The organism is Longilinea arvoryzae (assembly GCF_001050235.1).
Lineage (GTDB): Bacteria > Chloroflexota > Anaerolineae > Anaerolineales > Anaerolineaceae > Longilinea > Longilinea arvoryzae.
On sequence record NZ_DF967972.1, the window covers coordinates 2,423,908 to 2,444,529 of the forward strand.

Below are 20,622 nucleotides of genomic sequence, written 5' to 3' on the forward strand. Positions count from 1 at the left end.
TTTCAGGCTTTCACCTCGCCGGCCAGGCGGCGGAGCTTGAAGTTGATCTCCCGCCATTGGATTTTCGATATGCCCATCTTCTGACGGATCTGATCGTGATCGATGCCCGAACGCCAATCATCGAGGACGCTGGTCCAGCGGCACATATCGAAGGATAAATGCTTTTCCAACCCGGTTTCTTCGCCGAGATCCTCGAGCAGGTATTCCAACCGGCGCGGCGACCAGGGAAAGATAGTGTCGCGGGGATTGTACTGCGCCAGGTATTCGCGATAGCTCTCCACCCAGTCCGCGGTCAGGTCGATCTTGCGTTCCTTGTAGCGCGAACGCGGCGTGGCGTAGCGAATGAACAGGATGGGGCCGGCGGGATTTTCAAGATCGATATGATTCAGGTTCAATGCCAGGCATTCGCCTTTTTTGATGCCGGTAGTCAGCAGCAGGAGAAGTAAGGTATACGGACGCGCGTCGGGTTTTTGAGCCGTCCGGTATTTCAACGCCACATCCAAAACGCGCTGTTCTTCTTCCTGGGTCAGGATGATGGGCAGAGGGCTCATCACGGACTGCTGCAGCACTTTTTCGGCGGGATCGGCGCCGATGCGGCCGCTTTGCACCAGCCAGCGGAAGAAGGCTTTGATCGATGTGATGCGCCGGGCGAGGCTCTTCGGGCTGCAGGGAATCCCGCGCCCGTTTTGGAGCCATTGCAGAAACTGGTTTAGATCCTTGGTCGAGATGGCGCCAACGGTGCGGTCAGGCGGTAAATGGGTTGCCAGAAGCTGCAAATCGCCTACAAAGGCCTTCACGGTATAAGGTGAGCGGCTTTGGTCGTTGAGATATAGCTCCCAGGCGCGAATGGCCGGGAGAAGCGCGGTGTTTGCCGTAATGTGTGCAGCAGGTGAAGGTTCAGACATGGCCAGAATCCTTGCTGATTTGCGTATAGCCTATCGTGTTTACAGTGTACATGATTAACTGCCACTTGTCAAATGGCAGGCGGGTCATTTTGTGCGATTTTTCGATCAGAAATCAGGGCAAGAATCGACGCATCGCCGAAAAAATCGTAATTCTCCGGCGATGCGTCGTAAGCAGCAGGCTTTCCACAGCCCGATTTATTGTCCGTAGACTTCCTTCTTGATAATCTCCCAGATGCCCTTCCGGTCGGGGATCAGCACCATTGCGCCGGTATCGGTCGTGTAATTGGTCAGCAGATCCGCGCCGATCAGCGTGCGGTGGATCAAGGTGTCGTCCGAAAGCAGCTTTGGCGCCATCTCGACCAACGGCAGCAGATCGGTGATCGTCAAATCCGTCTCGACCGAATTGATGAACTGATTGTAGAGTTCCGGTGCGCGACTGACCGCGTTCAAACTCATCAGGCGGCGAAAGAAGGCTTCCATGACTTCCTGTTCGCGGCGGGTCCGGTCGAGATCCGAAGTCGAATGGCGGGAGCGAACGTACCACAGGGCGGTATCGCCGTCCATCAACATCGCGCCCGGATAAACGGTGCAGTAGCCTTGCCAGTTTGCAGTCGGCAGGTCGCAGCGATCGCTCAGGTAGGAACCGACGTAGACATTGATCCCGCCCAGTGTATTGATGATCGATTTGAAACCGTAGAAATTGGTGAGGATGTAATGATCCGGGCGAATGCCGAAATTATATTCCATGGTATCGGCCAGCAGAGGGAAGCCATCATAAGCATACGGCGTATTCAGACGATCCATACCATGGCCGGGAACGTAGACGTAGGTATCCCGCGGGAAGGAAATGACGCTAACCGTCGATTTCTTGGGGTTGATTGAAACCAGCATCATGACATCGGTACGTCCACCGCTTTGCGGGCGGTAATCCGAGCCCAGCACCATGATGTTCATTTCCCCTTCCGGAACTTTCAGGTTGTGAACGATGGGGCCTGATTCGCCAACCGATTCGGTCGGGGTGGCCGATTGAAGGTCACTGATCTCCGACAGCGTGGGTTCACTCCCCATCGGTTGAAACGGTGTGGGGGTCATGGTAGCGTTCGGATCCGGAGTCATCAATTGAGAGCGGTCAACGTTTGGCGCCTGGGTCGCGCTTGAAAGGCCTGGAAGATTGCAGGCCAGCGAAAGCAAGACGAGTATTGAAAAAACGATCAGAATTCTGCGCATAACTTTCTCACTTGAATTTGCAGGTAGACTTTACGGGGCTGGATAATCACCCGGCGTGGCGGTAAAATCCTGCGTTGGTGTCGATGTAAGGGTTGATGATGGATAAATAGTCTCAAGAGTAGACGCTTGAGTGGGTGCGTTTGTTCCGGTCTGGGTAAATTCCGGCGTGCGAGTGGCGACATTGGGTACATAAATCAAATCCCCAACCCGCAGGAATGTGGAACTGCCCATGCAGTTGGCAAACTGCAATTGTGGAACGCTGACGCCGTAGATACGGCTGATGCGGAAAAGCGTATCGCTCGATTGAATCCGATACGCGATCCAACCCAATGGAGGGCCGCATTTGGATGAAGTGGGGGATGGCGAGGGTGTGAGCGTCTTCGTCAGTGCAAGCTGTGGAACGAATAAAACCGTCCCGGCGACCAGTTCAGCACTCACCAGGCAATTCGCCTCGCGAAGTTGTTCCGGGGTCACGCCTGCGTCGTTTGCCAGACCGCCGAGATCATCGCCGTATTGAACAACATATTCCACCCAACCGGCCGGTAAACGGCAGGCCGTGGTGGGGGTGATCGTCGGCGTGTTGGCGGTGGGAGTCAGGGTGACTTCGACCGGAAGGTAAGTCGGAAGTTCGAACGGCGTTTCGGTGGCCCGCGGCGGTAAAGATGGCGCGGCGGATCCTTCTACAAAGGATAGAATCAGGGCGCCCGCAACGATCACCGTCGAGAGCAATGCAAATAACAACCCGCCAAAAGTTTCCCTGAAGATCTTCATGCCGGTGTTTTATCTTCCAGGGTTTGATCAGGCAGAAGGGGCAGCAGAACACAGAAAGTGTTGCCTTCACCCGGGGTGGTATCCACCCAAATGCGGCCGCCGTGAGCTTCGACGAGCGTTTTCACGATGGATAAACCCACGCCGGTATCGCCGATGCCCTGAATCAGGGCGTTATCGGCGCGGTAGCGGCGCGAGAACACGCGCGGCAGATCCTCGGGACTGATCCCGCCGCCCATATCGCTGATCTGGAGTGAAACCACGGGCTGCTCTGATTCCGACTCTTTGACTTCGACGCGTAGACTGACGGTGCCATCCACTGGCGTGACTGCGCCAGCGTTCTGAATCAGTTGAACGAGCACCTGCTGCAAAGCATCCCGATCTGCGTTGAGAGAGGGTAATTCTTCAGGTAGGTCGAGCTGGAGCGTGATCGATTTATCGCGCAGGAAACCGCTGGTTTCGGAAAGGGCCTGGTCAAGAACCTCTTCGAGGGTGACCCTCTGCGGGCTCAACTCCATCGACCCGCTTTGAAGGTTCGACAGCCGCAGCAAATCATCGATCAGATTTCGCAGCCGATCAGAGGATGTTTTGATGCGTTCGAGGAATTTACGTTGCAGGGCGCCCAGAATCCCGACCGATTCTCCCAGAAGCAGGTCGGTATACCCGACGATCGAGGATAACGGCTGGCGCAATTCCTGATAGATGGAAGCAATCATCTCGTGTTCTTCATCGGGAGTGCGTTCACCCGTTTCGATCTGTTTTTCGAGGACCGCGATGCGGTTGTTGGACTCGGCCAGCGAATTCTGCAGATGCGCCATCTCTTCCAGCGTCAGGCGCATTTCCTCTTCCGCGTATCCATGATCCTTTGTAACCTCTTCAACCGGATGTTCGCGTTCGATCAAGGATCGGAGTTCATCATTTTCGGCCTGCAACCTCTGAATGGTCTCCTGGGATTCTTGCTGGAGGTTGATCAGGGTGGAGAACTCGTTCGATTTTTCGTTGTCCGGCGAAATCAGGTTCTGAAGCGGGTGGGTTTCGGCCATCCCGCGCATGTGTTCTGCCTCGGCCTGCATGGCTTCCAAGTCACGTTGGAGCTGGTTGATTTCGTCCCGGCTCTGTTCGAATTGGAATTTGAACTCGGAATTTTGGGCTGCACGCTGTAGAACCTGGCTGAATGCTTCGCTCATGCTGTTGAGGAAATTCTGGTCTTCGGCAATCCAGAGCCGGTTGGAATACGGCGTCAGCAATACCAGACCGGCACCCCAAACCCCGGGTTTGGCCATGACGGGTATGGCCAGCAGATGGCCGGCCTCGCTTAGCCCGAAAACACGGGCCAGCGAAACCAGATCCTGGGGCGGGGTTCCATTGGTGGAGAGGCGCAACGGCTTGCCGCGTTGGAGCGCATTTGCCAGGGCGGGAACATTATTGATGCCCAGGCTGGTTCCGGCGACCGGTTCCTCGCGGATGAGATCGTAGCCGCATTCGATCAGCATGGAGGATGTCTCGGGGTTGGTATAAACCAGGAAGGTGAAATCAGCCAACATGGTTTGCGATACCGCCCGGGTAAGGGCGATCCCGATTTGGGACGGATCAGACTGGTTGGCCAGTTGAAGCCAGGCGAAGATCGTTCTGGGTTCTCCGCTCAGCCGTTTGCGCCCTTCCGTGTCGGATGGGACGCTCGCAACGGCTGCTGTGGGCGTTGCCGGAAGCCTGGTTTGAGCCTGCAGACGCTGCGCCAGGGTCGGCAGCAACGGGAATGCACACAAGGTAAACAAGCGGACGTATCCGGAGAGATCGGCGTCGGGTTGCGCAAACAGCAGGTGAGTGGCCGACCCGAGGATGACCAGGATGAGAAATCCCAGGCCGATCCCCCAACCGGCCGGCCGGCGAAGGGTAAAGCCAATGAGCCCGATCAACGCCAGGGTCAGAGACGCAATCTGCCAGGCCCAATCCAGCCACGTCCCGTTGAAGGACAGGACCCCGCCCTGGGAGACCCAGTAGGACCACGTGAAGGCCAGCATGACCAGCCCGAGCACGGTGAGGAGGCCAACGCCCACATCCGCTGAACGACTCGGAGCGGGAGAGGCCCACATCCAGATGATCCACGCCAGAGAGAGAAACGGCATGGCCCGGTCAAGGGGCGGGATGAGCAGATGGGCGTTGAACAATCCCTGCCATGCCAGGCCGCTGGCGATAAAAAGGAGGATTTGAAACGCCAAAACCACAGCCAATCCAACGACGGTCCGCCGATTTTGTGCTTTTTCCATCCCCGGCGCGTTGAACGATGCGGCCTGTAAGGCCATAGCGACCGAGAAAGCCAGCACGATGTGGTAAACCAGGTTTCCCGGCGGCGCGATCAGTAGATTGAGAAGTTGGGTGATTGTGGTTTGCATTCTCTATCAGGGCTCATTGGCGATTATAGCACGGTCGAACTTTTCGACAGGGAATTTCTCCGCAATATTCGTCATAAAGGTTGACAAAAACCCGAAATGCGATAAAATTCTGCCCGTTGAACTGAATTGCCGAAGTGGCGGAACTGGCAGACGCGCTACGTTCAGGGCGTAGTGGGCATTACGCTCGTGAGGGTTCAAATCCCTCCTTCGGCACCTGGACCCCGCAAATTGCGGGGTCTTTCTTTTCCCACTGGCCTTCAACTTGCAACGGGTGGTCAATTGGAGTAACATACGCCTATGAAGAGCATCCAGTTTGACAAGAAACGCATCATCGTCGTTGCCGGTCTGGCCCTTCTGTTCCTTCTGATGATCGATTTGAACACCCGTTTGAATGATCTGTATCGCCTGACCCGCGAGCGCAACTCGATGCGCACCGAAATTGCCAACCTGACCAGCACTGCCATTGGACTGCAGACGCAAATTGCGTACGCGACTTCGGATGTGGCCGTGGAAAGTTGGGCACGCGAAGAAGGAATGATGGTGCGGCCGGGCGACCAATTGATCGTTCCCATTTCCCCCTCGGATGCAACCCCCATGCCAGTTATTGCCGCTCAACCCACCCAGTCGTCCCTGAAAAATTGGCAGGTGTGGTGGGCGCTGTTCTTTGGCGAGTGATTTACACGTTCGGCGACGAATTCTTCGACCGGTTGCAGCGGGAAGCTGGCAGCCGGTTTTATTTTTCCAGGTTGCGCAGAAACTCCCCGGGGTTCTGGCTCGACAATCGCGGCAGCACCCAATCCGCCTGGTTGAGCTTCTCGGCCGGATGGGTGGTTTCGACGGCCAGACAGCGCATACCGCCGCGTCTGGCAGCTTCGATCCCAACCAGCGAATCTTCGATGACCAGACATTCTGCGGGAGGAACGCCTAACTGGCGGGCGGCTTCCTGAAAGACAAAAGGATTCGGTTTACCGGGCAGATCATAGGCCGAAACAATGGCCTGAAAAAACAGCCGGATGTTGGTCTCGGCCAACAGGGCGTCGATGTTTTCCCAGGGCGCGGAGGTGGCAATCGCCTGCGCATAGCCTTTCGATCGAAAATACGTCAGCCAGTCAACCACACCGGGGAGGAGATGGACGCGGCCACGTAGCAGGCTTCGAAATAAAATTTCCTTCTTCTTCCCGATTTCCAGGGCTTCAAGCGGATCGGCAGGGTGGTGAAAAAGGTATTCGAGGGTATCGATGTTATTGCGGCCCATCACGCCCAGAAATTCCTGGCGCTCCAGTTGGATGGCGCGCCCGGCGGCAATACTCCGCCAGGCTTCAAAATGAGCGTCCGTCGTATCGATCAGAACGCCGTCCATATCCCACAATATTCCGCGGAGCATTTCAATCCATCCTCTATTTTTTGGATCAGGCGATTCAGGATTTCGTTTCTGGATGGCGTTGGATCGCCAGCAATGTAATATCGTCGGAAACGGATTCGATATCGCGAAATTCGATTACAGATTGTTCGATGGCGTGCAGCAGGTCGTGGACGCCCCGCGCGGCGGTGGACAGAATAATGTTTGTCAGGCGGTCCTCGCCGTACGTCTCACCGGTGGGCGAGAAGCATTCCGTCAATCCGTCCGTGAAGAACAACAGGCAATCCCCGGGGAAAATTTCCAGGTTCTTGTCCGAGTAATGGACACTTTCCAGCACTCCCAGGGCAATTTCGCCCTTGGGAAGCTGCTCGAGATCGTTGGTGGCTGCGCGCCAGAGCCACGCGCGGTTGTGCCCGGCATTTGCGCAGGTCAAAATGCCGCGATCCGGATCCAGGGCGGCGTATACGGCCGTGACGAACATGCCGTTCTGCGAATCCATCAACAGCAGGTTGTTGACGCGCTCCAACACGCGACCCGGTGAAGACGTATTTTGCATAAACGCGCGAATCAGCGTTCGCGTCACTGTCATGTAAAGCGCCGCCGGCAGGCCTTTATCCGAAACATCCGCGATGACCAATCCCAGTTTTCCATGGCGCAAATGGAACACATCGTAGAAATCGCCGCCGACCTGCCTCGCTGTCTGCCAGCGGATATCCAGATCCCAGCCAGGCAGTTGGGGCAGTTGGCTGGGCAGGAAGGACTGTTGAATCTGGCGGGCCAATTGGATTTCTTTTTCCAGCCGCTCGCGTTCGACCATCTCCAGGTTGAGGTGTTCGTTTTGAATGGCCAGCGAGACCTGCTGGGCGATGCCGGAGATGATTTCCAAGCGCTTCTCATGGAATGAGGCTGTAATGGGCGATTCTTTGGTCAGCATCACACCGTTAACCTCTCCTTTTACGGAGAGCGGAAAACCCAAAAGCCACGCGCTGCGCGCGGACTGTGCCGGCGTGGGCATTTCGCCCGCTTTCGAGCAGGGCAGTGTGTGCCACTCCAACGGCGACAGGCCGGGATCGGGCAACGGGCAGGAAGAGGGCGCGTCCGTTTTGAGGACTTGATCCAGCAATGGGAATTCTCCCGCGGCATAGAGGATTTCCATCACCTGCTGCTCCTGCTGGCGCTGTCCGGTAAAAGCCTGAGCCGGTTCGTGGCGCTTGTGCTCATTGTCCCACAGGTAGATGATGCAGGCGTCGATGCCGACCAAAATGGGCATCAGGTGCCCGATCGTATCCAAAATATCCGTCAGGTTGTTCTGGCTCACCACGGCCTGGGCAACCTGCAGCAAGACGGCCGTGACATAGGCTTCTTCCTGACGGACTTCGAGGAGCTGGATGTTTTCCACGGCGACTGCCGTCTGGTGGGCAATGCCCTGCAGGATGGCCAGGGTCTGTTGGTCGAAGAACTGGTGGAAGCCGGGCGTGTCATCGTTCTGATGGCCGACCAGCATCGCGCCGATGATCTCCTGGCGCGTTACCAGGGGGACCAGGACGAGCGTGCTGTTATCCCCCGATAGGGCCGCCTCAGGCAGGTGAAGCTCCTCTTTTGCATCCTGAATGAAAACCGGGCTTTGCGTATCCAGCAATTTTTGAAAGCCGGGCGTCTCGGATTCATAAAACAGGACTTCCCCTTTTGCCAGACCTTCGATGCCGTACCAACTTTTCAGGATGAATGCCTGACGGCTCGAATCGATCAGGAAGATGGCGCAGTTCTTGATCCCGACCAGCAACGGCGTCAGGCGAACCATCGTTTCGAGCAGATCGTCCACCGAATTCAGCGCCTGGCAGGCTTCGGCGACCTGCAGCAGAACGGTTGAAACCCAAGCCTGTTCCTGGGCGGCGGCGTACAGGCGGGCGTTTTGAATGGCCGAGGAGGCGTAACTGGCGAAGGTTGCTGTCATGGCGCGCGCTTCGGACCCATAACGGCCGTAGGTCGAATGAGCAAGCGTCAGGACGCCCAGGGGCTGCTGCCCGGCCATCAACGGCGCAGCGATGGAAGAATAATTGGGTTTGAAACCCAGGGCGGCGCCCAACGGCCCGAGCGGGTCGGTGGGCCGCCGGATGGTGGGTTCGGTTCCGGGCAGGGTGGCTTCCAGGACCTGGCGCGCCGTTGGATCCTCTTTCAGCACTTGGGTCATGTGTTCCAGGGTAAAGCCATGCGCGTAAGCCAGGCGCAGGCGTGTGTTGGTATCGGAATGCTGCGGATCTTCTTCGTACAGCCAGATCGCCGAAGCCTCGCACGGCAGGTTCTTTTCCAATTCCGAAAGGATGCTGTTGAGCAGTTCATCCAGGGTGATGTCTGCGTTCAACAGATTGGCCACGTCCCTGAAACTGTCGGCTACCTGGCGGCGCCATTGTTCCGAACGATACAGCGAAGCATTGCGCAATGCAATGGCAATGGAAGCGCTCAAGGCTTCCAAAATCGAGATATCCTTTTCGTCGAACGCGTTGTATTTTGTGCTTTGGAGGTCCAGAATGGCCTGCGTTTCGCCACCATAGGTCAATGGAAGTGCAACCTCTGAACAGGTTTCGTACGGCAGCAACGGGTAGGGTTTGTAGAGCGGCTCTTTCCGGACGTCGTTTGCCAACAGGGGTTTGCCGGTGCGCGCCACCCAGGGAATAATCCCTTTGGGATCATCGATTGAGATTTGAAGCTGCTGTTCGCGAAGTTTGCCGCTGCGTGCGCCGCTGCCGGCCCAATACAGGATCAATCGCCGACCGGGGTGAACCGAATAAAGATGAACGAATGGATACCCAAATCGTTTTTGAATGGTCTCGACGACGGTATCCAGCAGTTTATCCAGGTCCAGGATGGATGTCAGGGCATGGGTAATGTCGAAAACGGCGGAAATCTGCTCGGCGCGACGTTGAACATCCGAATACAGGCGCGCCCCTTCCACGGCAATAGCGACATTATTCGCCAGGGCCCGTAAAACGATCCGGTCGAGTTCGTGGAAAGCATCCACCTGATCGCTTTGCACATCGAGGACGCCCAGGACGCGCTGCTCGATTTTCAACGGAAACGAAACTTCCGATTCGGTTTCGGGCAGCGAATCGACGAAGCGGTAATGCGGATCGTTGTGAACGTCCGGAACGTAATATTCCTTGCCGATCTGGGCCGAATAGCCGATTACACCTTCGCCCAGGCGGGCCGACAATGTGGTCTGGCGATCCTCTTTGCTCTGGCTGGCGCTGGCGCGAAATTGTAGAATTTCACCGTTTTGATCCAGGGTGAAGATTGCGACGTAATAATATTTGAAGGTCTGTTGGATTAACCGGGTGACGCGCTTGCTGAGTTCGGTGAGATCGGTTACGTTGGCAATTTGGGCCGAGACGGACCGCACCAGCGTAAGCTGATCGGAGCGCCAGTTCTTGAGGGAGGCCTGACGAAAGATTTGCAGATAACTGGCGGCATGCGCCACCAATCCTTCGAGAAAATCGATTTCCTCTTTGCGGAAAGGCGAGTTGGGATCGCGGTGGACTTCCAGCACGCCGAGCAGATTTTCCTGGGTCAGAATTGGAAACGCCAATGAACAGGGCAAGTGATCCGACGAACAAGCCTGGTCTTCTCTGGCGCGGCAGGTTGGTTGATGACTTTCGAATACCTGCTGAACAAATGCAGGCGCATCCGGGGAGGGCAGAAGCAAGACCTCGGGTTCGTTGGGAAGAGGGTAATTTGTGGCGGTCAGCCAGATGACAGCTTGCGCCCCCAACAGCCGCTTGAGCGTCGCACCGATCAGGTTGCATTGTGCGGCTGCGTTGGGTTGCTTCAATAATTCTTCGCCCAGGAGAAGGAACTGCTTCCACTCTGGAATGGCAGTCAACCCGGGAGAAACCATTAGCGTTGTTTCTCCTTGCGCTTCGACATCACCAGGGTATTTCGGCCGGGTTTAAACTCAAAATCCACTTCATCCATCCATTGACGAATGAAGTAGAGCCCAAGGCCGTGGTCTGGTCGTTCTTGAAGCGGTGATTCCAGATCGGGCTTTTTGACTGAATTGGGATTGAAGGGGCGGCCATAATCCCTCAAGACAATGGTCAGCCCCTCTTCATCGATTAGGCAACTGCACTCGATCTCGCCTTTATTTTCACCGCCGTAGGCGTGCTCAATGATGTTGGCGCAAGCCTCATCCAGGGCTGTTTCAACAGCATAGACCTGAAATGAACTCAGACCAGCCTCATGAGCTGCCTCGCGCACAAAATCGGCGATTGCCGGTAAGCTCTCGAATCGCCCCGGAAAGGTGAGCGTAGTCATTTAAAATGATCCGTCAGCGGTTAGAAATTCCCGACTGCCGAGGTTGCATCCGCGAAAATCTTGAACAGGGGGGTAAATCCGGCCAGATCGAGTGTGGCAGCCACGTTGCTTGGAACACTGGATAAGGCGATTTCACCGCGATTATACCGTTTGCAAGTTTTTTGAGTACTGATGAGTGCGCGTAAACCAGCACTTGAAATAAATTCCAACCCGCTCATATCGACAACAATCCGATAGCGGCCGGCTTCCGTGATCTTCGTTAATGCTTCAGACAAAAGCGGAGCCGTCGAGCTATCGACCCGTCCGGATACTTTTACAACATCGCAGTGCTTGTACTGTGTGTGGGAAATTTCCATTGTGTTCCTCCGAAGAAGGATGCTTGAGAGTTAGGGTGGAAAGATAAAGTGATTATATCATGCCTATTTCATGGTAAACTCAAAGACAAGATGATATTCGTCTTAAATCCGATCAGAAAAACGGTCTTCGAGGAAAATAATTCCGACCGGAAATTTTACACTGATCAACACAGGAAACAGAAAAAATGAGTGGAAAAAACACACCGCAAAGCGTTTATGAAACCTACCGAAAAAGGCAACAGATGATGCCCTTCCTGATTGGAGGGCTGGCAGTCCTTCTGGTGGCCGTCGGCGCAATCCTGGTGATTGCCTGGTTAACTGGGTCGAGTAAACCCGGATTCAACCTGTTCGCGTCGCGAACGCCAACCGCCACCCAGACGTCCACACCAACTCCCCTGACGCCTACCGCGACCATCACGCTCACGCCGACCATTACCGAAACGCCGACCCCTTCGGTTTCTCCAACCGCTTCGGGACCTTTCGAGTATACCGTGCAGGAAGGGGACACCTGCTGGAGCGTTTCGCAGAAATTCAATGTCTTGATCGATGTGCTGATGGCATTAAATCCGGGTGTGGATTGTAATTTAATCAAGCCGAATGAAACTGTCCTGCTCATTCCCGCGCCGGACACGAAATTACCGACCATCACGCCGTTACCCACCGGCTTCCGTGGAACGATCGAATACACGGTCGTCAGTGGAGATACGCTGGCGAGCATCGCTTCGTACTTCAACACCACCAAGGAAATGATCGTGGCCGATAACAAGGATAAGATTCCGGACGGGGTCACGATCTATGTCGGGGATGTATTGAAGATCCGCGCGGGTATCGTCACGCCAACGCCCACTCGAGCGCCGACCTCGACGCCCGCAGTCCGGAGCACGCAAAAGACAGCGACGATCGCGCCGACAGTCCCGGCTTACACAGCCACGCTGCCGAAACGCTGATCCTTTCGATAGTCCGCCAACCCCGCTGCCGCAAAGCAGCGGGTTTTTTTCTCTCCATTTTGACAAAGAAATCGGATTGGGTTAGCATACGTCCTACCATGACCGACCCATCCGTTCATCTTTTTGATCGACGCATGCCTTATGCGATCCTGATTCTCCTGGCCGTGATCGGTATATTCTTCTGGTTGGGCAGTCAGGTTGGGATGTCGAAACCGGAGATCCGCCTGCCGGACGGCGCTGAAATTGGCGCTCGCGGACCGCTCATTCTGGAATTTCACCAGGCCGTGACCGCCGCAGATATCGAGGCGCACCTGCACCTGGAGCCCGCCGTCGAGGGCAAATGGACCTGGGAAGGAAATCAAACCACTTTTTGGCCTGCCGGGGTCTTTCAAGCCGGGCAGATCTACACACTCCGGTTGGACAGGGGTGTTGTCGATGAAACGGGCCACCGGTTGAAATCCGATGCAGTCTGGTCGTTTCGCATCCGCGCTGCGAGTATCCTTTATCTGGGTCAGGCCACGCAGGCTCCGGAGGTCTGGCTGGCGGACGCGGCAGGAAATGCAGCGAAACAACTGTCTGAAAGCGGGGGCAGGGTACAGGACATGGCCGGATTTCCCAGCGGCGAGCGAGTGGTGTACAGCGCGACCAACGACCAGGCTGGGGTGGATTTGTGGCTGGTGAATCGGGACGGGGCTGACAATCACCGGTTACTGGATTGCGGTCCGGATGCCTGCGTTCAACCCTCCGTGGCGCCGGACGAATCAGCCATCACTTTTTCCCGGCGCAGCCCAAACGCACCGCTGGGCGAGATTTGGACGTTCGATTTGAAGACCGGAGAGAGTTCGGCCCTGCATACCGATCAAACGATCAGCGGAATCGAACCGGACTGGTCGCCACTGGGCCGCTATTTACAATTCTATGATCCGGAATATTCTCAAATCCGGGTCCTCGACCTGATCACGAATAAAGTAATCTTGATTCCGACCGAACAGCAAGCCATTGGAACGTGGTCGCCGGATGGGACGAAATTGTTGTTTACCCGAGCCGAGAGCAGCGAAATCGGGGTGCCGTTCGTGCGCATTTATCAGGCCGACCTCGAAAGTGGGGATATTCAATTGGTCGAGGCAGCCGACCTAGGGCAGGTCGATGCGAGCCGGCCCATCTTTACCCCGGACGGAAATAGCCTGGTAATTGCCCTGCGCGCTCTGGTGGGTTCGCCGAACAAGCAGCTCTGGCTGGTCCCGCTCGAAAATGGTGCCAGCCAATCGATCACGGAAGACCTGACCGCCTCATTTGCCGCATATTCCTGGGATCCGAACGGCAGGCAGCTCGTTTTTCAACGCTTCCAACTCGAATCCTCTCAGTCCACACCCCAGGTGATGACCTGGCAAAAAGATGACAAAGCCTTTCAGGTCATCGCCGAGGATGCTGCCCGACCGCAATGGCTGCCGTAGCCTTTACTTTTCCAATGCAGCTTTGATTTCCTGGCATACTATGGCATCCGGTTCCACCCGGAGCGCAATTTCGAGTGCGCTTCGCGCATTGACCGGGTCGATCTCGGCCAACGCCCAGGCCGCAGCGCCGCGAATGAGCGCTTCGGGTTCGGCCTGGAGAATTTCCTTCAAGGCTGGCAGCGCAGCGGGATTGTGCGAATTTCCGAGGGCGATGCAGACATTACGCAGATATCCGCGCCGTTTCGCGCGCTTTACGGGACTGAGCTGAAATTTCCGGTTGAAGGCACGGGCGTCCAATTGTAATTCGGGCAATAATGACGGCGCAGGGATTCCCGGGCGAGGCTGGAAGGTGGGATCGATTTCATTATCAACGGCAAAACGATTCCACGGGCAGACCTGCTGGCATATATCGCAGCCAAATACCCGGTTCCCAATTCTGGGACGCAGATCGACGGGTATGGGGCCTTTGTTTTCGATCGTGAGGTAGGAGACGCACCGGCCGGCATCCAGCGTGCGGTCCTCGCAGATGCAACCCGTCGGGCAGGCATCGATACAGCGCCGGCAGGAGCCACAGCGGTCGATTGCGATAGGCTTATCCGGTTCAAGTTCGATATCCAGAAAAAGCTCGGCCAGGAAGAAATACGATCCTCGCCGGGGATGAATGAGACAGGAATTCTTGCCCGCCCAACCCAACCCGGCGCGCTGCGCCAGGTCGCGTTCGAGGATGGGACCGGTATCGGTGTAAGCGCGCCGGGCAACCGGGCAGCCGAGGTGTTCGGAAATTCGTTCAGCCAGATCGTTCAATCGCGCGGGGATCACCTCATGGTAATCCATGCCCCAGGCGTACGAGGCAATCCGGCCGGCGGGTTGGGACTGCTCGACTGTCGAATCCAGGGAGGGAGCATAGGGCATGGCAAGCGTGATGATCGATTTTGCTCCGGGAAGGATTTGACGCGGATCGGAACGTTTATCAAGGCTTACGCCGCGGCCCAGATAATCCATGCCGGCGTGGCGGCCGGCAGCGATCCAGTCGCGAAACACGTCCAAATGGGGCGGCGGCGTCAGATCGGTAATGCCGAAGAATGGAAAGCCGAGGCTAGCGGCCTCGGCTTTGATCCAATTTCGAATTTGCATTTCCCATCCAGTTGGATTGGAGAATTTAGGTTACGGAGTGGCCGTAACGGTCGCCGTCTTTGTCGGGGCAGCCGTCGCGGCGGAGGATGAGGATACTTTGAAGCTATAGGACATGCCGCGGCCAAAGTTTACGCCACTGGCGTTGGTGAGTACCCACAGGGTGGTGTGATCGCCGGTCGTCGACGGCGCTTTCAATGTGATGGTGAGGTCGATTTGTTCGCCCGGTTTAACTTCGCGGCCGAAAGCGGTTGACGATCCGTTGAAACAATAGGCCGTGGTAAAACAGCGCACCTGGTAATTGCTGGCCCAGGTATTGGTCCCGGTATTCTTGACGGTCCAGGTCACTTTGAATTCCTGTCCGGGAGTGTAGGTTGCGGAAGCGGTAACACCAACGACTTCCGCCATATCGGGGGCTGCGGCGTGAGTCGCGGTGATTGTGGCAGCCGGCGTGTTCGTCACACTCGAAGTGGGAGTGCTGACGGTGGGGGTGAATGTGGGTTCAGGGGTGTTTGTGGGAGTGCTGGTGGGTGCAGCAGCCGCGGTCTGCGTGAGACCCGCTTGAACGGTACCGGCAACCTGGGTGCGGATTTCTGCAGGATCAGGGGTCGGGGTTGCAGCCGGCGCGCAGGCTGCTAGGACCAGGGCAGCGGCGACCAAAACGATAAAACCGGCTGATTTCTTCATTCCAAGCATACTTAATTCCTCCAATTTTGCATCAACAAAAATACATTTGGCCTTGATGAGCCAAACGTGTATTTTCAGTTCGGATGCTTGAATTGTCAAGGGTTTATATTATGATTCGGGGGTTAACCACTCATCCGGGGACGGGGTGGCCGGGAGATCCAGGTCAAAACCCAGAGTGCTATGAAATGAGAAGTAGGTGACGGCGCCCGGATTGATGCTCAACTGCGTGCGATAACGCGTGCCGTTGACGGATACGTAGACGTAATAATCTCCGGCCGGCAGATCACTGAGCACCATGTTTTCCTGATAATAATCGTCCTGGTTGGCGGATGTGGGGCCATAGGTGAGGACGGACCAGGTCTGGCCGGTATCGATCGAATAAACGACGACCTCCTGCTTGGTCAGGAGCATTCCTCTTCGATCCATCAATCGCCCGGTAAGAACGCCCCAGCCCTGGGGAGGAGCCAGCCATAATTCGGGATTTCGGGTCGCAAAAAAAGAATTCGTTTCGATCCGAACTTCGAAGTGCAGATGGGGTCCGGTGGTGAAGCCCGTATCCCCGACTTCGCCGATGACGGTGCCGGTTTCGACTCGCTGGCCAAGATAGGCCTTGACCGCCGACATATGCGCATAGACAGTGTATAACTGGCGGCCCTGGTAACCGAAATCATGGCGGATGACGACCGCCTGGCCATATGGATCCCCTTCATTTCCCGCACCGGTGTACAGGCCGTATCCCGTCCAGACGACTTTCCCCGGCGCGGCGGCCAGGATGGGCGTTCCATAGGGAGCGTCGATATCGATCCCGGTGTGGACGATATCCGAATCCGGAAAGATGCCGCCGTAGCGATAATCGGCCAACGGCCAGTTGATTTCATCGGCCGCAATCGGCCGGCTGAAGAAGAAATGGTCATGTTCTCCCAGCGCCCAGGGAACCTCATACAGGGGAGGGCGCCACAAGGAGACGGGTTGATTGCCCGGGGTCGGAAACGTAAAGTGCAGCGGGGTCTCCTGAACATGCAATCCCGGCGTTTCCGGGGTCGCCTGCAAATCCGGCAGCTCCGGTTGGGGGGTGCTGGAGGGGAGCGGGATTTCCGTCGTTTCCGCCTGGATGGATGCTGGCTGGCAACCGGCTAAAATCAAACAGGCTGCCAAAAGGAACAAGACCAATCTTGTTTTCATGGGGTTGGCGTTGCGGCCAGGGGTGTCCAGGTGGGACGATTGGTCGCGGTGGGCGTGACCGGCGTAGGGGTCGGGGTATTGGTCTGGTAATAGCGCCGGCCAGGCCAGGGTGTGCGGGTTGGAGTCAGGGTGGTGGTGGGGGTCGGAACGAAGGTTGGCGTGGCAATTGCCTCTTCCGGGTACAACTGCGCCATGGCGTCCTTCCAGCTTAATCCATCCGGAATGACGAACTGGTTGAAACGGGAAGCGGCGTAATAGGTGCGCCAATCGACCAGGGCGGGCAGGCGCTGCCAGCCGAACTGGGCTGCCAGGTCGGTCAGATCCAACCAGTATCCGTCCGGAATCGGGGCCAATTCCCCACCCTGTTCGTAAGCGCGGGTGTCGCCGCTGTGACGGGCGTCCAGGTTCCAGGGATGCGCCGAGAGGGGAATACCCTGTGAGCCGTCCTGATACCGCGCCTTAACGTAAATCCGCCAGTAGGTCTGGCCGTTATAATCTTCGCGGACCGACACCATCCAGCCGGCCGAAAACGGCAGGGGGTTGAGGGCAAATCCACGCCCGGTGTACAACCAATCTTCGATCAGTCCGGGTGAAGGCGGTTCGGTGAGCGGATAATAGGCATTTTCAAGACTCGAAAGCACATCCCAACCCACCTGGCTGGCCAATTCACTGCGGAAGGCGTTGAAGGATTCATCCAGCGAATCCAGCAGGTACGGATAGGGAGCCGAGACATCCGGCAGGCTGACAAGTGCGGATCGCCCGGCCGGAGAAATGGGTGAAACCGTGAGGGCCGGCGACCAAAGGGTCGGCATGAGAGCCAGGGACGGATTGTAAACGGCGCTGTTGCGCATCGCGTCGGCGGAGGGACCGGTCAGCCAGATCAACCCGTGCAGGCTGGCCGGCAAGGAGGTGTAAGACATGACCTGAGCGCCGCCCGGGAACTGGTAGGCCGCAATGCCTTCCTGATTCGGGCCCGAAATACGCGCCAGAATGGCGCTTCCGTCGGGTTTCCAAGCCGGTTCGGCGCCGGGACCGATGGTCGTGACATTGCCGTACGACTCCTGGCCGTCCCAGACCACGATCGAACGACCGCCTGAACCATCCACTCCCCAGGCAAGATACCGACCGTCCGGTGACCAGGCGGGTTGGCTTTCGGATGTATCCGGAGACTGGCTGATGTTCTGAAAGCGGTTGTCGATCTGGTCGAGCAACGCCAGCCAAATTTCGTCCTCGCCCGAGCGCGCAGAAACAAAGGCGATGCTGCGTCCCTGCGGCGACCAGGCTGGCGCGAAATCGGGGCCCGGGTCGTCGGTGAGTTGAACCGGGGCATCATTGGGGTTGGACAACGAACGCAGGAAAATATCCAGATTATTCCCGTTGTAGGCTTCATAGGCTAACCACTGGCCGTCTGGCGACCAACTGGGTGAGCCCTCGAATTCCGGCGTGTCGGTGACCCGTTGTACCTGGCCGCTGGCGAGATCCAGGATGTAGAGATCCCAGTATCCATTCCGGCGCGAGCTGAAAGCGATCCGCTGGCCATCCGGGCTGAGCGCCGGGTCGCGATCCGCGCCGGCCTGGGTGGTGATGCGCTGAAGGGGCTGACTGACCGGATGATAGATAAAAAAGTGGGCGCTGTTCCCATCGCTCATCGAGAACAGGAAGAGGCCATCCGCAGCATTCGCGGCATTCATCGGGGCGGAAGCCATTGGTTTGGACGATGGTGTGGTGGATACAGTTGGCGTCGATAAAGGTTGGCCTGTTGCAGCTTGCGCCTGCGGTTTGGGCCCCTCGGCCCGCATTTCTGGCCAACCTACGAAAAGTAAATACACCACATTCGCGAGGATGAGCGCGGTCAATAGCAACGCCAATATCCGTTGAGTGGTGGGCGTACGGTTATTCATCTGCGGGTCCATGAATGAAAGTTTTCTCGTACGCTCGATCGATAGTCGGAATTTTCACAGGTTGATTGTAGCATTCTTAAATCTCGAACGTCAATGCAACCAGTGGCAGGCTGGTTTACAGTTTCGTTATTGCAATTTTCGAGCCAGTTTATGGGATTGTTTCAGGCGGAATTTGAAAAGTGCAGCCGGTTTGAGCGATCGTACCCTTGCTTTGATAACTCAGCCTGGCTTCAAGACGATAATCGGATTGGGTTTCTGGATCTCGTAAATGCATGGTGACCACAAAATGGTCATCGATGTTCTCGATGATTGCGATATGGCTGACTTCCCGGCCCTGTCCATCTAGAATGGCAACTTCCAGATCGGGAGGTTGCTGGAATGGCGTGAGGGTCAGGTGCACCCGTACCCGGCGTCCATCCGGCCAGGGTTCGACATGGACATCGACAAAACGGACCTGTTCGGGAGGCAGCGCATTTTCGTTTGGTTGAAAGGGGTTAAATCGCGACATGGGATGTTTCCTGTTCACACCAATTATACCCAACTCGGTCTGCCCATTAAAAAAGTCAGTCTCAACCACTGTGATGAGACTGGCTTTCGGGTGAACCTATTGATTCACAATAATCTTATTTGACGATCTTGCGGGCTTCCATATAGAAGCGTTTTTCTTTGGCTTCGCCCATCGAGAAAGTCTTGCGCGGCAGTGCACCATCCAGAATGACGGTCTTGAACAGGTCGCTCTTGGGCATGCCGGGCAGGTAGAATCCCAGATTGCCGGGCTGGACGCCCAGCTTGCAAACCACGTCCCGCCCGTGAACGTAGTCGACTTTTTCGGCGCCGCCCTTTTTCAGCCAATGGTCAATAAAGCCTTGCAGCGTGCCGACCGGCAGGTTGGAAGATGGATCCTTCACGGACAGAACCTGATAACCGCCGACTGAGACCAGACCGATGAGCTGCTCCGGCCCGGTTTGAGCATTGACCATCGCGACCATTTCCTCTTCGGTTGAGTTGGGAATCAGGCTTGCCTTGTCGCCGAAGTAATGCCGTAAACCGGTAGCAAGATCTTCCTTCACATGGAAGAGCACGCGGTGAATGGGTGCGAATTCGAGGCCGTCATCGTGGACGTTTTCGATTTCAACCAGGGCATAACGAGCCGGGTGGTTCAGGCCAACCTGCGGCTTGATCTTTTCCCAGATCGCCTTGGCGGTGGCCAGCGAGTGATTCCCATCGCCCATGGCGAACAGGAGCACGCCTTTATCCGGCGCAACGCTGTATTTGGAGGCGAAGCTGGCCGGATCGGCCAGGCTTTCCAACGCGTGGATGACCTGTTTCTCCAGAGCCGGGTCGTTGATGCTATAGCCGCACAGATGGCCGCTGTCGAGCATCAATTCGAAGTCGTACAACTTGGGCAGGCGTTCTTTCTGGGCCAGGAGCGGTTCGATTACGGTGCGCTTGGGGTCGTCGATCAAGACCAGGATATGAGGCAGTTCGAGGGTCGCGCCTTCGCGGATCTTCATGCGCGGGGGCAGCCGGTCGAGAATGGTGCCTTCGGTAGCGCGGATCAGGGTCTGGGAACCTTTGTTGAAGTCATACTGTTCCAGATCCAACGCCAGCATCAGGCCGCGGCGTGTTTTTCCATCCACCGTGCGTTCAACCAGGATCAAGCCTTCGTGATCGACGAGAAGGCCGCCTGCCAGGTATTGCTGCATGGCCGCCTGGGTGCTTTTCACGCGGGCGGGTTCTTCATCGGTGCCAAGATAGACTTCCGGCAGGGTTAATTTGAATGTGGAAGGCGATTCACCGACGATTTGGGCGACTTTCTGCCAGTATTCGGGTTGGGATGTGAACTGATCGCAGGCGATGGAAGCCCATTGTGTCAGATTCGTGCCAGGTTTTGGAAGCAGGATATCGGCAACCTGCACGCCAATGCTGGGATAGAGTCTCATGGAAAACCCTTTCGCAAAAAAGATTTGACCAATGATGATTGTAACGAAAGTGCCTGCGTG

At 56.5% G+C, this 20,622-nt stretch carries 17 protein-coding genes and 1 tRNA gene; 4 read left to right on the plus strand and 14 right to left on the minus strand.

The annotated features are described in order from the left end of the window. Positions 1-2: 2 nt before the first annotated feature. The 4 genes from LARV_RS10785 to LARV_RS10800 form a co-directional block, all read right to left on the minus strand. The gene (locus LARV_RS10785; protein WP_075073642.1) at positions 3-905 is read right to left on the minus strand and encodes a tyrosine-type recombinase/integrase; all 903 of its coding nucleotides are present in this window, start codon (positions 903-905) and stop codon (positions 3-5) included. A 195-nt stretch (positions 906-1,100) separates the two neighbouring features. After that, entirely contained in the window at positions 1,101-2,132 is a 1,032-nt protein-coding gene (locus LARV_RS10790; protein ID WP_075073643.1) for an LCP family protein, read from the minus strand. A 30-nt stretch (positions 2,133-2,162) separates the two neighbouring features. Continuing rightward, positions 2,163-2,903 carry a LysM peptidoglycan-binding domain-containing protein gene (locus LARV_RS10795; RefSeq protein WP_075073644.1) on the minus strand — a complete coding sequence of 247 codons (741 nt, stop codon included), beginning with the start codon at positions 2,901-2,903 and terminating at the stop codon, positions 2,163-2,165. Beyond that, entirely contained in the window at positions 2,900-5,293 is a 2,394-nt protein-coding gene (locus LARV_RS10800) for an ATP-binding protein (RefSeq protein ID WP_075073645.1), read from the minus strand. Before LARV_RS10800 ends, LARV_RS10795 begins: the two co-directional genes overlap by 4 nt. A gap of 128 nt (positions 5,294-5,421) precedes the next feature. Here LARV_RS10800 and LARV_RS10805 point away from each other — a divergent pair. Both LARV_RS10805 and LARV_RS10810 read left to right on the plus strand, forming a co-directional pair. After that, positions 5,422-5,506, plus strand: a tRNA-Leu gene (locus LARV_RS10805). A gap of 84 nt (positions 5,507-5,590) precedes the next feature. After that, positions 5,591-5,968, plus strand: a complete 378-nt coding sequence (locus LARV_RS10810) for a hypothetical protein (protein ID WP_075073646.1) — start codon at positions 5,591-5,593, stop codon at positions 5,966-5,968. 58 nt (positions 5,969-6,026) lie between these two features. Here the strand turns inward: LARV_RS10810 and LARV_RS10815 are convergent, their stop codons facing one another. The 4 genes from LARV_RS10815 to LARV_RS10830 are packed head-to-tail and all read right to left on the minus strand — an operon-like array spanning position 6,027 to position 11,317. Continuing rightward, positions 6,027-6,677, minus strand: a complete 651-nt coding sequence (locus LARV_RS10815) for an HAD family hydrolase (protein ID WP_083522496.1) — start codon at positions 6,675-6,677, stop codon at positions 6,027-6,029. Between the two features lie 34 nt (positions 6,678-6,711). After that, positions 6,712-10,545 carry a GAF domain-containing protein gene (locus LARV_RS10820; RefSeq protein ID WP_075073647.1) on the minus strand — a complete coding sequence of 1,278 codons (3,834 nt, stop codon included), beginning with the start codon at positions 10,543-10,545 and terminating at the stop codon, positions 6,712-6,714. After that, on the minus strand, positions 10,545-10,961 hold the full coding sequence (locus LARV_RS10825) for an ATP-binding protein (RefSeq protein ID WP_075073648.1): 417 nt from the start codon (positions 10,959-10,961) through the stop codon (positions 10,545-10,547). Before LARV_RS10825 ends, LARV_RS10820 begins: the two co-directional genes overlap by 1 nt. A 20-nt stretch (positions 10,962-10,981) precedes the next feature. Next, the gene (locus LARV_RS10830; protein WP_075073649.1) at positions 10,982-11,317 is read right to left on the minus strand and encodes an STAS domain-containing protein; all 336 of its coding nucleotides are present in this window, start codon (positions 11,315-11,317) and stop codon (positions 10,982-10,984) included. A gap of 185 nt (positions 11,318-11,502) precedes the next feature. Here LARV_RS10830 and LARV_RS20800 point away from each other — a divergent pair, with 185 nt between their 5' ends. Both LARV_RS20800 and LARV_RS10840 read left to right on the plus strand, forming a co-directional pair. Next, on the plus strand, positions 11,503-12,264 hold the full coding sequence (locus LARV_RS20800; protein ID WP_075073650.1) for a LysM peptidoglycan-binding domain-containing protein: 762 nt from the start codon (positions 11,503-11,505) through the stop codon (positions 12,262-12,264). 134 nt (positions 12,265-12,398) lie between these two features. Continuing rightward, complete coding sequence (locus LARV_RS10840; RefSeq protein WP_172797842.1) at positions 12,399-13,718, plus strand: Ig-like domain-containing protein; 1,320 nt, start codon at positions 12,399-12,401, stop codon at positions 13,716-13,718. 3 nt (positions 13,719-13,721) lie between these two features. Here LARV_RS10840 and queG read toward each other — a convergent pair whose 3' ends face one another. From queG to LARV_RS10870, 6 genes are all read right to left on the minus strand, one after another. Then, entirely contained in the window at positions 13,722-14,852 is a 1,131-nt protein-coding gene (gene queG / locus LARV_RS10845) for a tRNA epoxyqueuosine(34) reductase QueG (RefSeq protein WP_075073652.1), read from the minus strand. 30 nt (positions 14,853-14,882) lie between these two features. After that, the gene (locus LARV_RS10850) at positions 14,883-15,545 is read right to left on the minus strand and encodes an NBR1-Ig-like domain-containing protein (RefSeq protein ID WP_075073653.1); all 663 of its coding nucleotides are present in this window, start codon (positions 15,543-15,545) and stop codon (positions 14,883-14,885) included. A gap of 99 nt (positions 15,546-15,644) precedes the next feature. Further along, positions 15,645-16,718: a peptidoglycan DD-metalloendopeptidase family protein gene (locus LARV_RS10855; RefSeq protein WP_083522497.1), complete on the minus strand. Its 1,074-nt coding sequence runs from the start codon at positions 16,716-16,718 to the stop codon at positions 15,645-15,647. Beyond that, the gene (locus tag LARV_RS10860) at positions 16,715-18,619 is read right to left on the minus strand and encodes a TolB family protein (protein WP_172797843.1); all 1,905 of its coding nucleotides are present in this window, start codon (positions 18,617-18,619) and stop codon (positions 16,715-16,717) included. Before LARV_RS10860 ends, LARV_RS10855 begins: the two co-directional genes overlap by 4 nt. Before the next feature lie 148 nt (positions 18,620-18,767). Beyond that, positions 18,768-19,127, minus strand: a complete 360-nt coding sequence (locus LARV_RS10865) for a hypothetical protein (protein WP_075073656.1) — start codon at positions 19,125-19,127, stop codon at positions 18,768-18,770. 115 nt (positions 19,128-19,242) lie between these two features. Beyond that, complete coding sequence (locus LARV_RS10870; protein WP_075073657.1) at positions 19,243-20,562, minus strand: DUF1015 domain-containing protein; 1,320 nt, start codon at positions 20,560-20,562, stop codon at positions 19,243-19,245. Positions 20,563-20,622 lie beyond the last annotated feature (60 nt).

What these genes read in the sequence shown, in the direction of transcription:
- LARV_RS10825 (WP_075073648.1), bottom strand. Translation starts at nt 10,961, where the DNA reads ATGACTACGCTCACCTTTCCGGGGCGATTCGAGAGCTTACCGGCAATC.
- LARV_RS10810 (WP_075073646.1), top strand. Translation starts at nt 5,591, where the DNA reads ATGAAGAGCATCCAGTTTGACAAGAAACGCATCATCGTCGTTGCCGGT.
- LARV_RS10870 (WP_075073657.1), bottom strand. Translation starts at nt 20,562, where the DNA reads ATGAGACTCTATCCCAGCATTGGCGTGCAGGTTGCCGATATCCTGCTT.
- LARV_RS10790 (WP_075073643.1), bottom strand. Translation starts at nt 2,132, where the DNA reads ATGCGCAGAATTCTGATCGTTTTTTCAATACTCGTCTTGCTTTCGCTG.
- LARV_RS10800 (WP_075073645.1), bottom strand. Translation starts at nt 5,293, where the DNA reads ATGCAAACCACAATCACCCAACTTCTCAATCTACTGATCGCGCCGCCG.
- LARV_RS10830 (WP_075073649.1), bottom strand. Translation starts at nt 11,317, where the DNA reads ATGGAAATTTCCCACACACAGTACAAGCACTGCGATGTTGTAAAAGTA.
- LARV_RS10795 (WP_075073644.1), bottom strand. Translation starts at nt 2,903, where the DNA reads ATGAAGATCTTCAGGGAAACTTTTGGCGGGTTGTTATTTGCATTGCTC.
- queG (WP_075073652.1), bottom strand. Translation starts at nt 14,852, where the DNA reads ATGCAAATTCGAAATTGGATCAAAGCCGAGGCCGCTAGCCTCGGCTTT.
- LARV_RS10860 (WP_172797843.1), bottom strand. Translation starts at nt 18,619, where the DNA reads ATGAATAACCGTACGCCCACCACTCAACGGATATTGGCGTTGCTATTG.
- LARV_RS10865 (WP_075073656.1), bottom strand. Translation starts at nt 19,127, where the DNA reads ATGTCGCGATTTAACCCCTTTCAACCAAACGAAAATGCGCTGCCTCCC.
- LARV_RS10855 (WP_083522497.1), bottom strand. Translation starts at nt 16,718, where the DNA reads ATGAAAACAAGATTGGTCTTGTTCCTTTTGGCAGCCTGTTTGATTTTA.
- LARV_RS10815 (WP_083522496.1), bottom strand. Translation starts at nt 6,677, where the DNA reads ATGCTCCGCGGAATATTGTGGGATATGGACGGCGTTCTGATCGATACG.
- LARV_RS10850 (WP_075073653.1), bottom strand. Translation starts at nt 15,545, where the DNA reads ATGCTTGGAATGAAGAAATCAGCCGGTTTTATCGTTTTGGTCGCCGCT.
- LARV_RS10785 (WP_075073642.1), bottom strand. Translation starts at nt 905, where the DNA reads ATGTCTGAACCTTCACCTGCTGCACACATTACGGCAAACACCGCGCTT.
- LARV_RS10820 (WP_075073647.1), bottom strand. Translation starts at nt 10,545, where the DNA reads ATGGTTTCTCCCGGGTTGACTGCCATTCCAGAGTGGAAGCAGTTCCTT.
- LARV_RS10840 (WP_172797842.1), top strand. Translation starts at nt 12,399, where the DNA reads ATGCCTTATGCGATCCTGATTCTCCTGGCCGTGATCGGTATATTCTTC.
- LARV_RS20800 (WP_075073650.1), top strand. Translation starts at nt 11,503, where the DNA reads ATGAGTGGAAAAAACACACCGCAAAGCGTTTATGAAACCTACCGAAAA.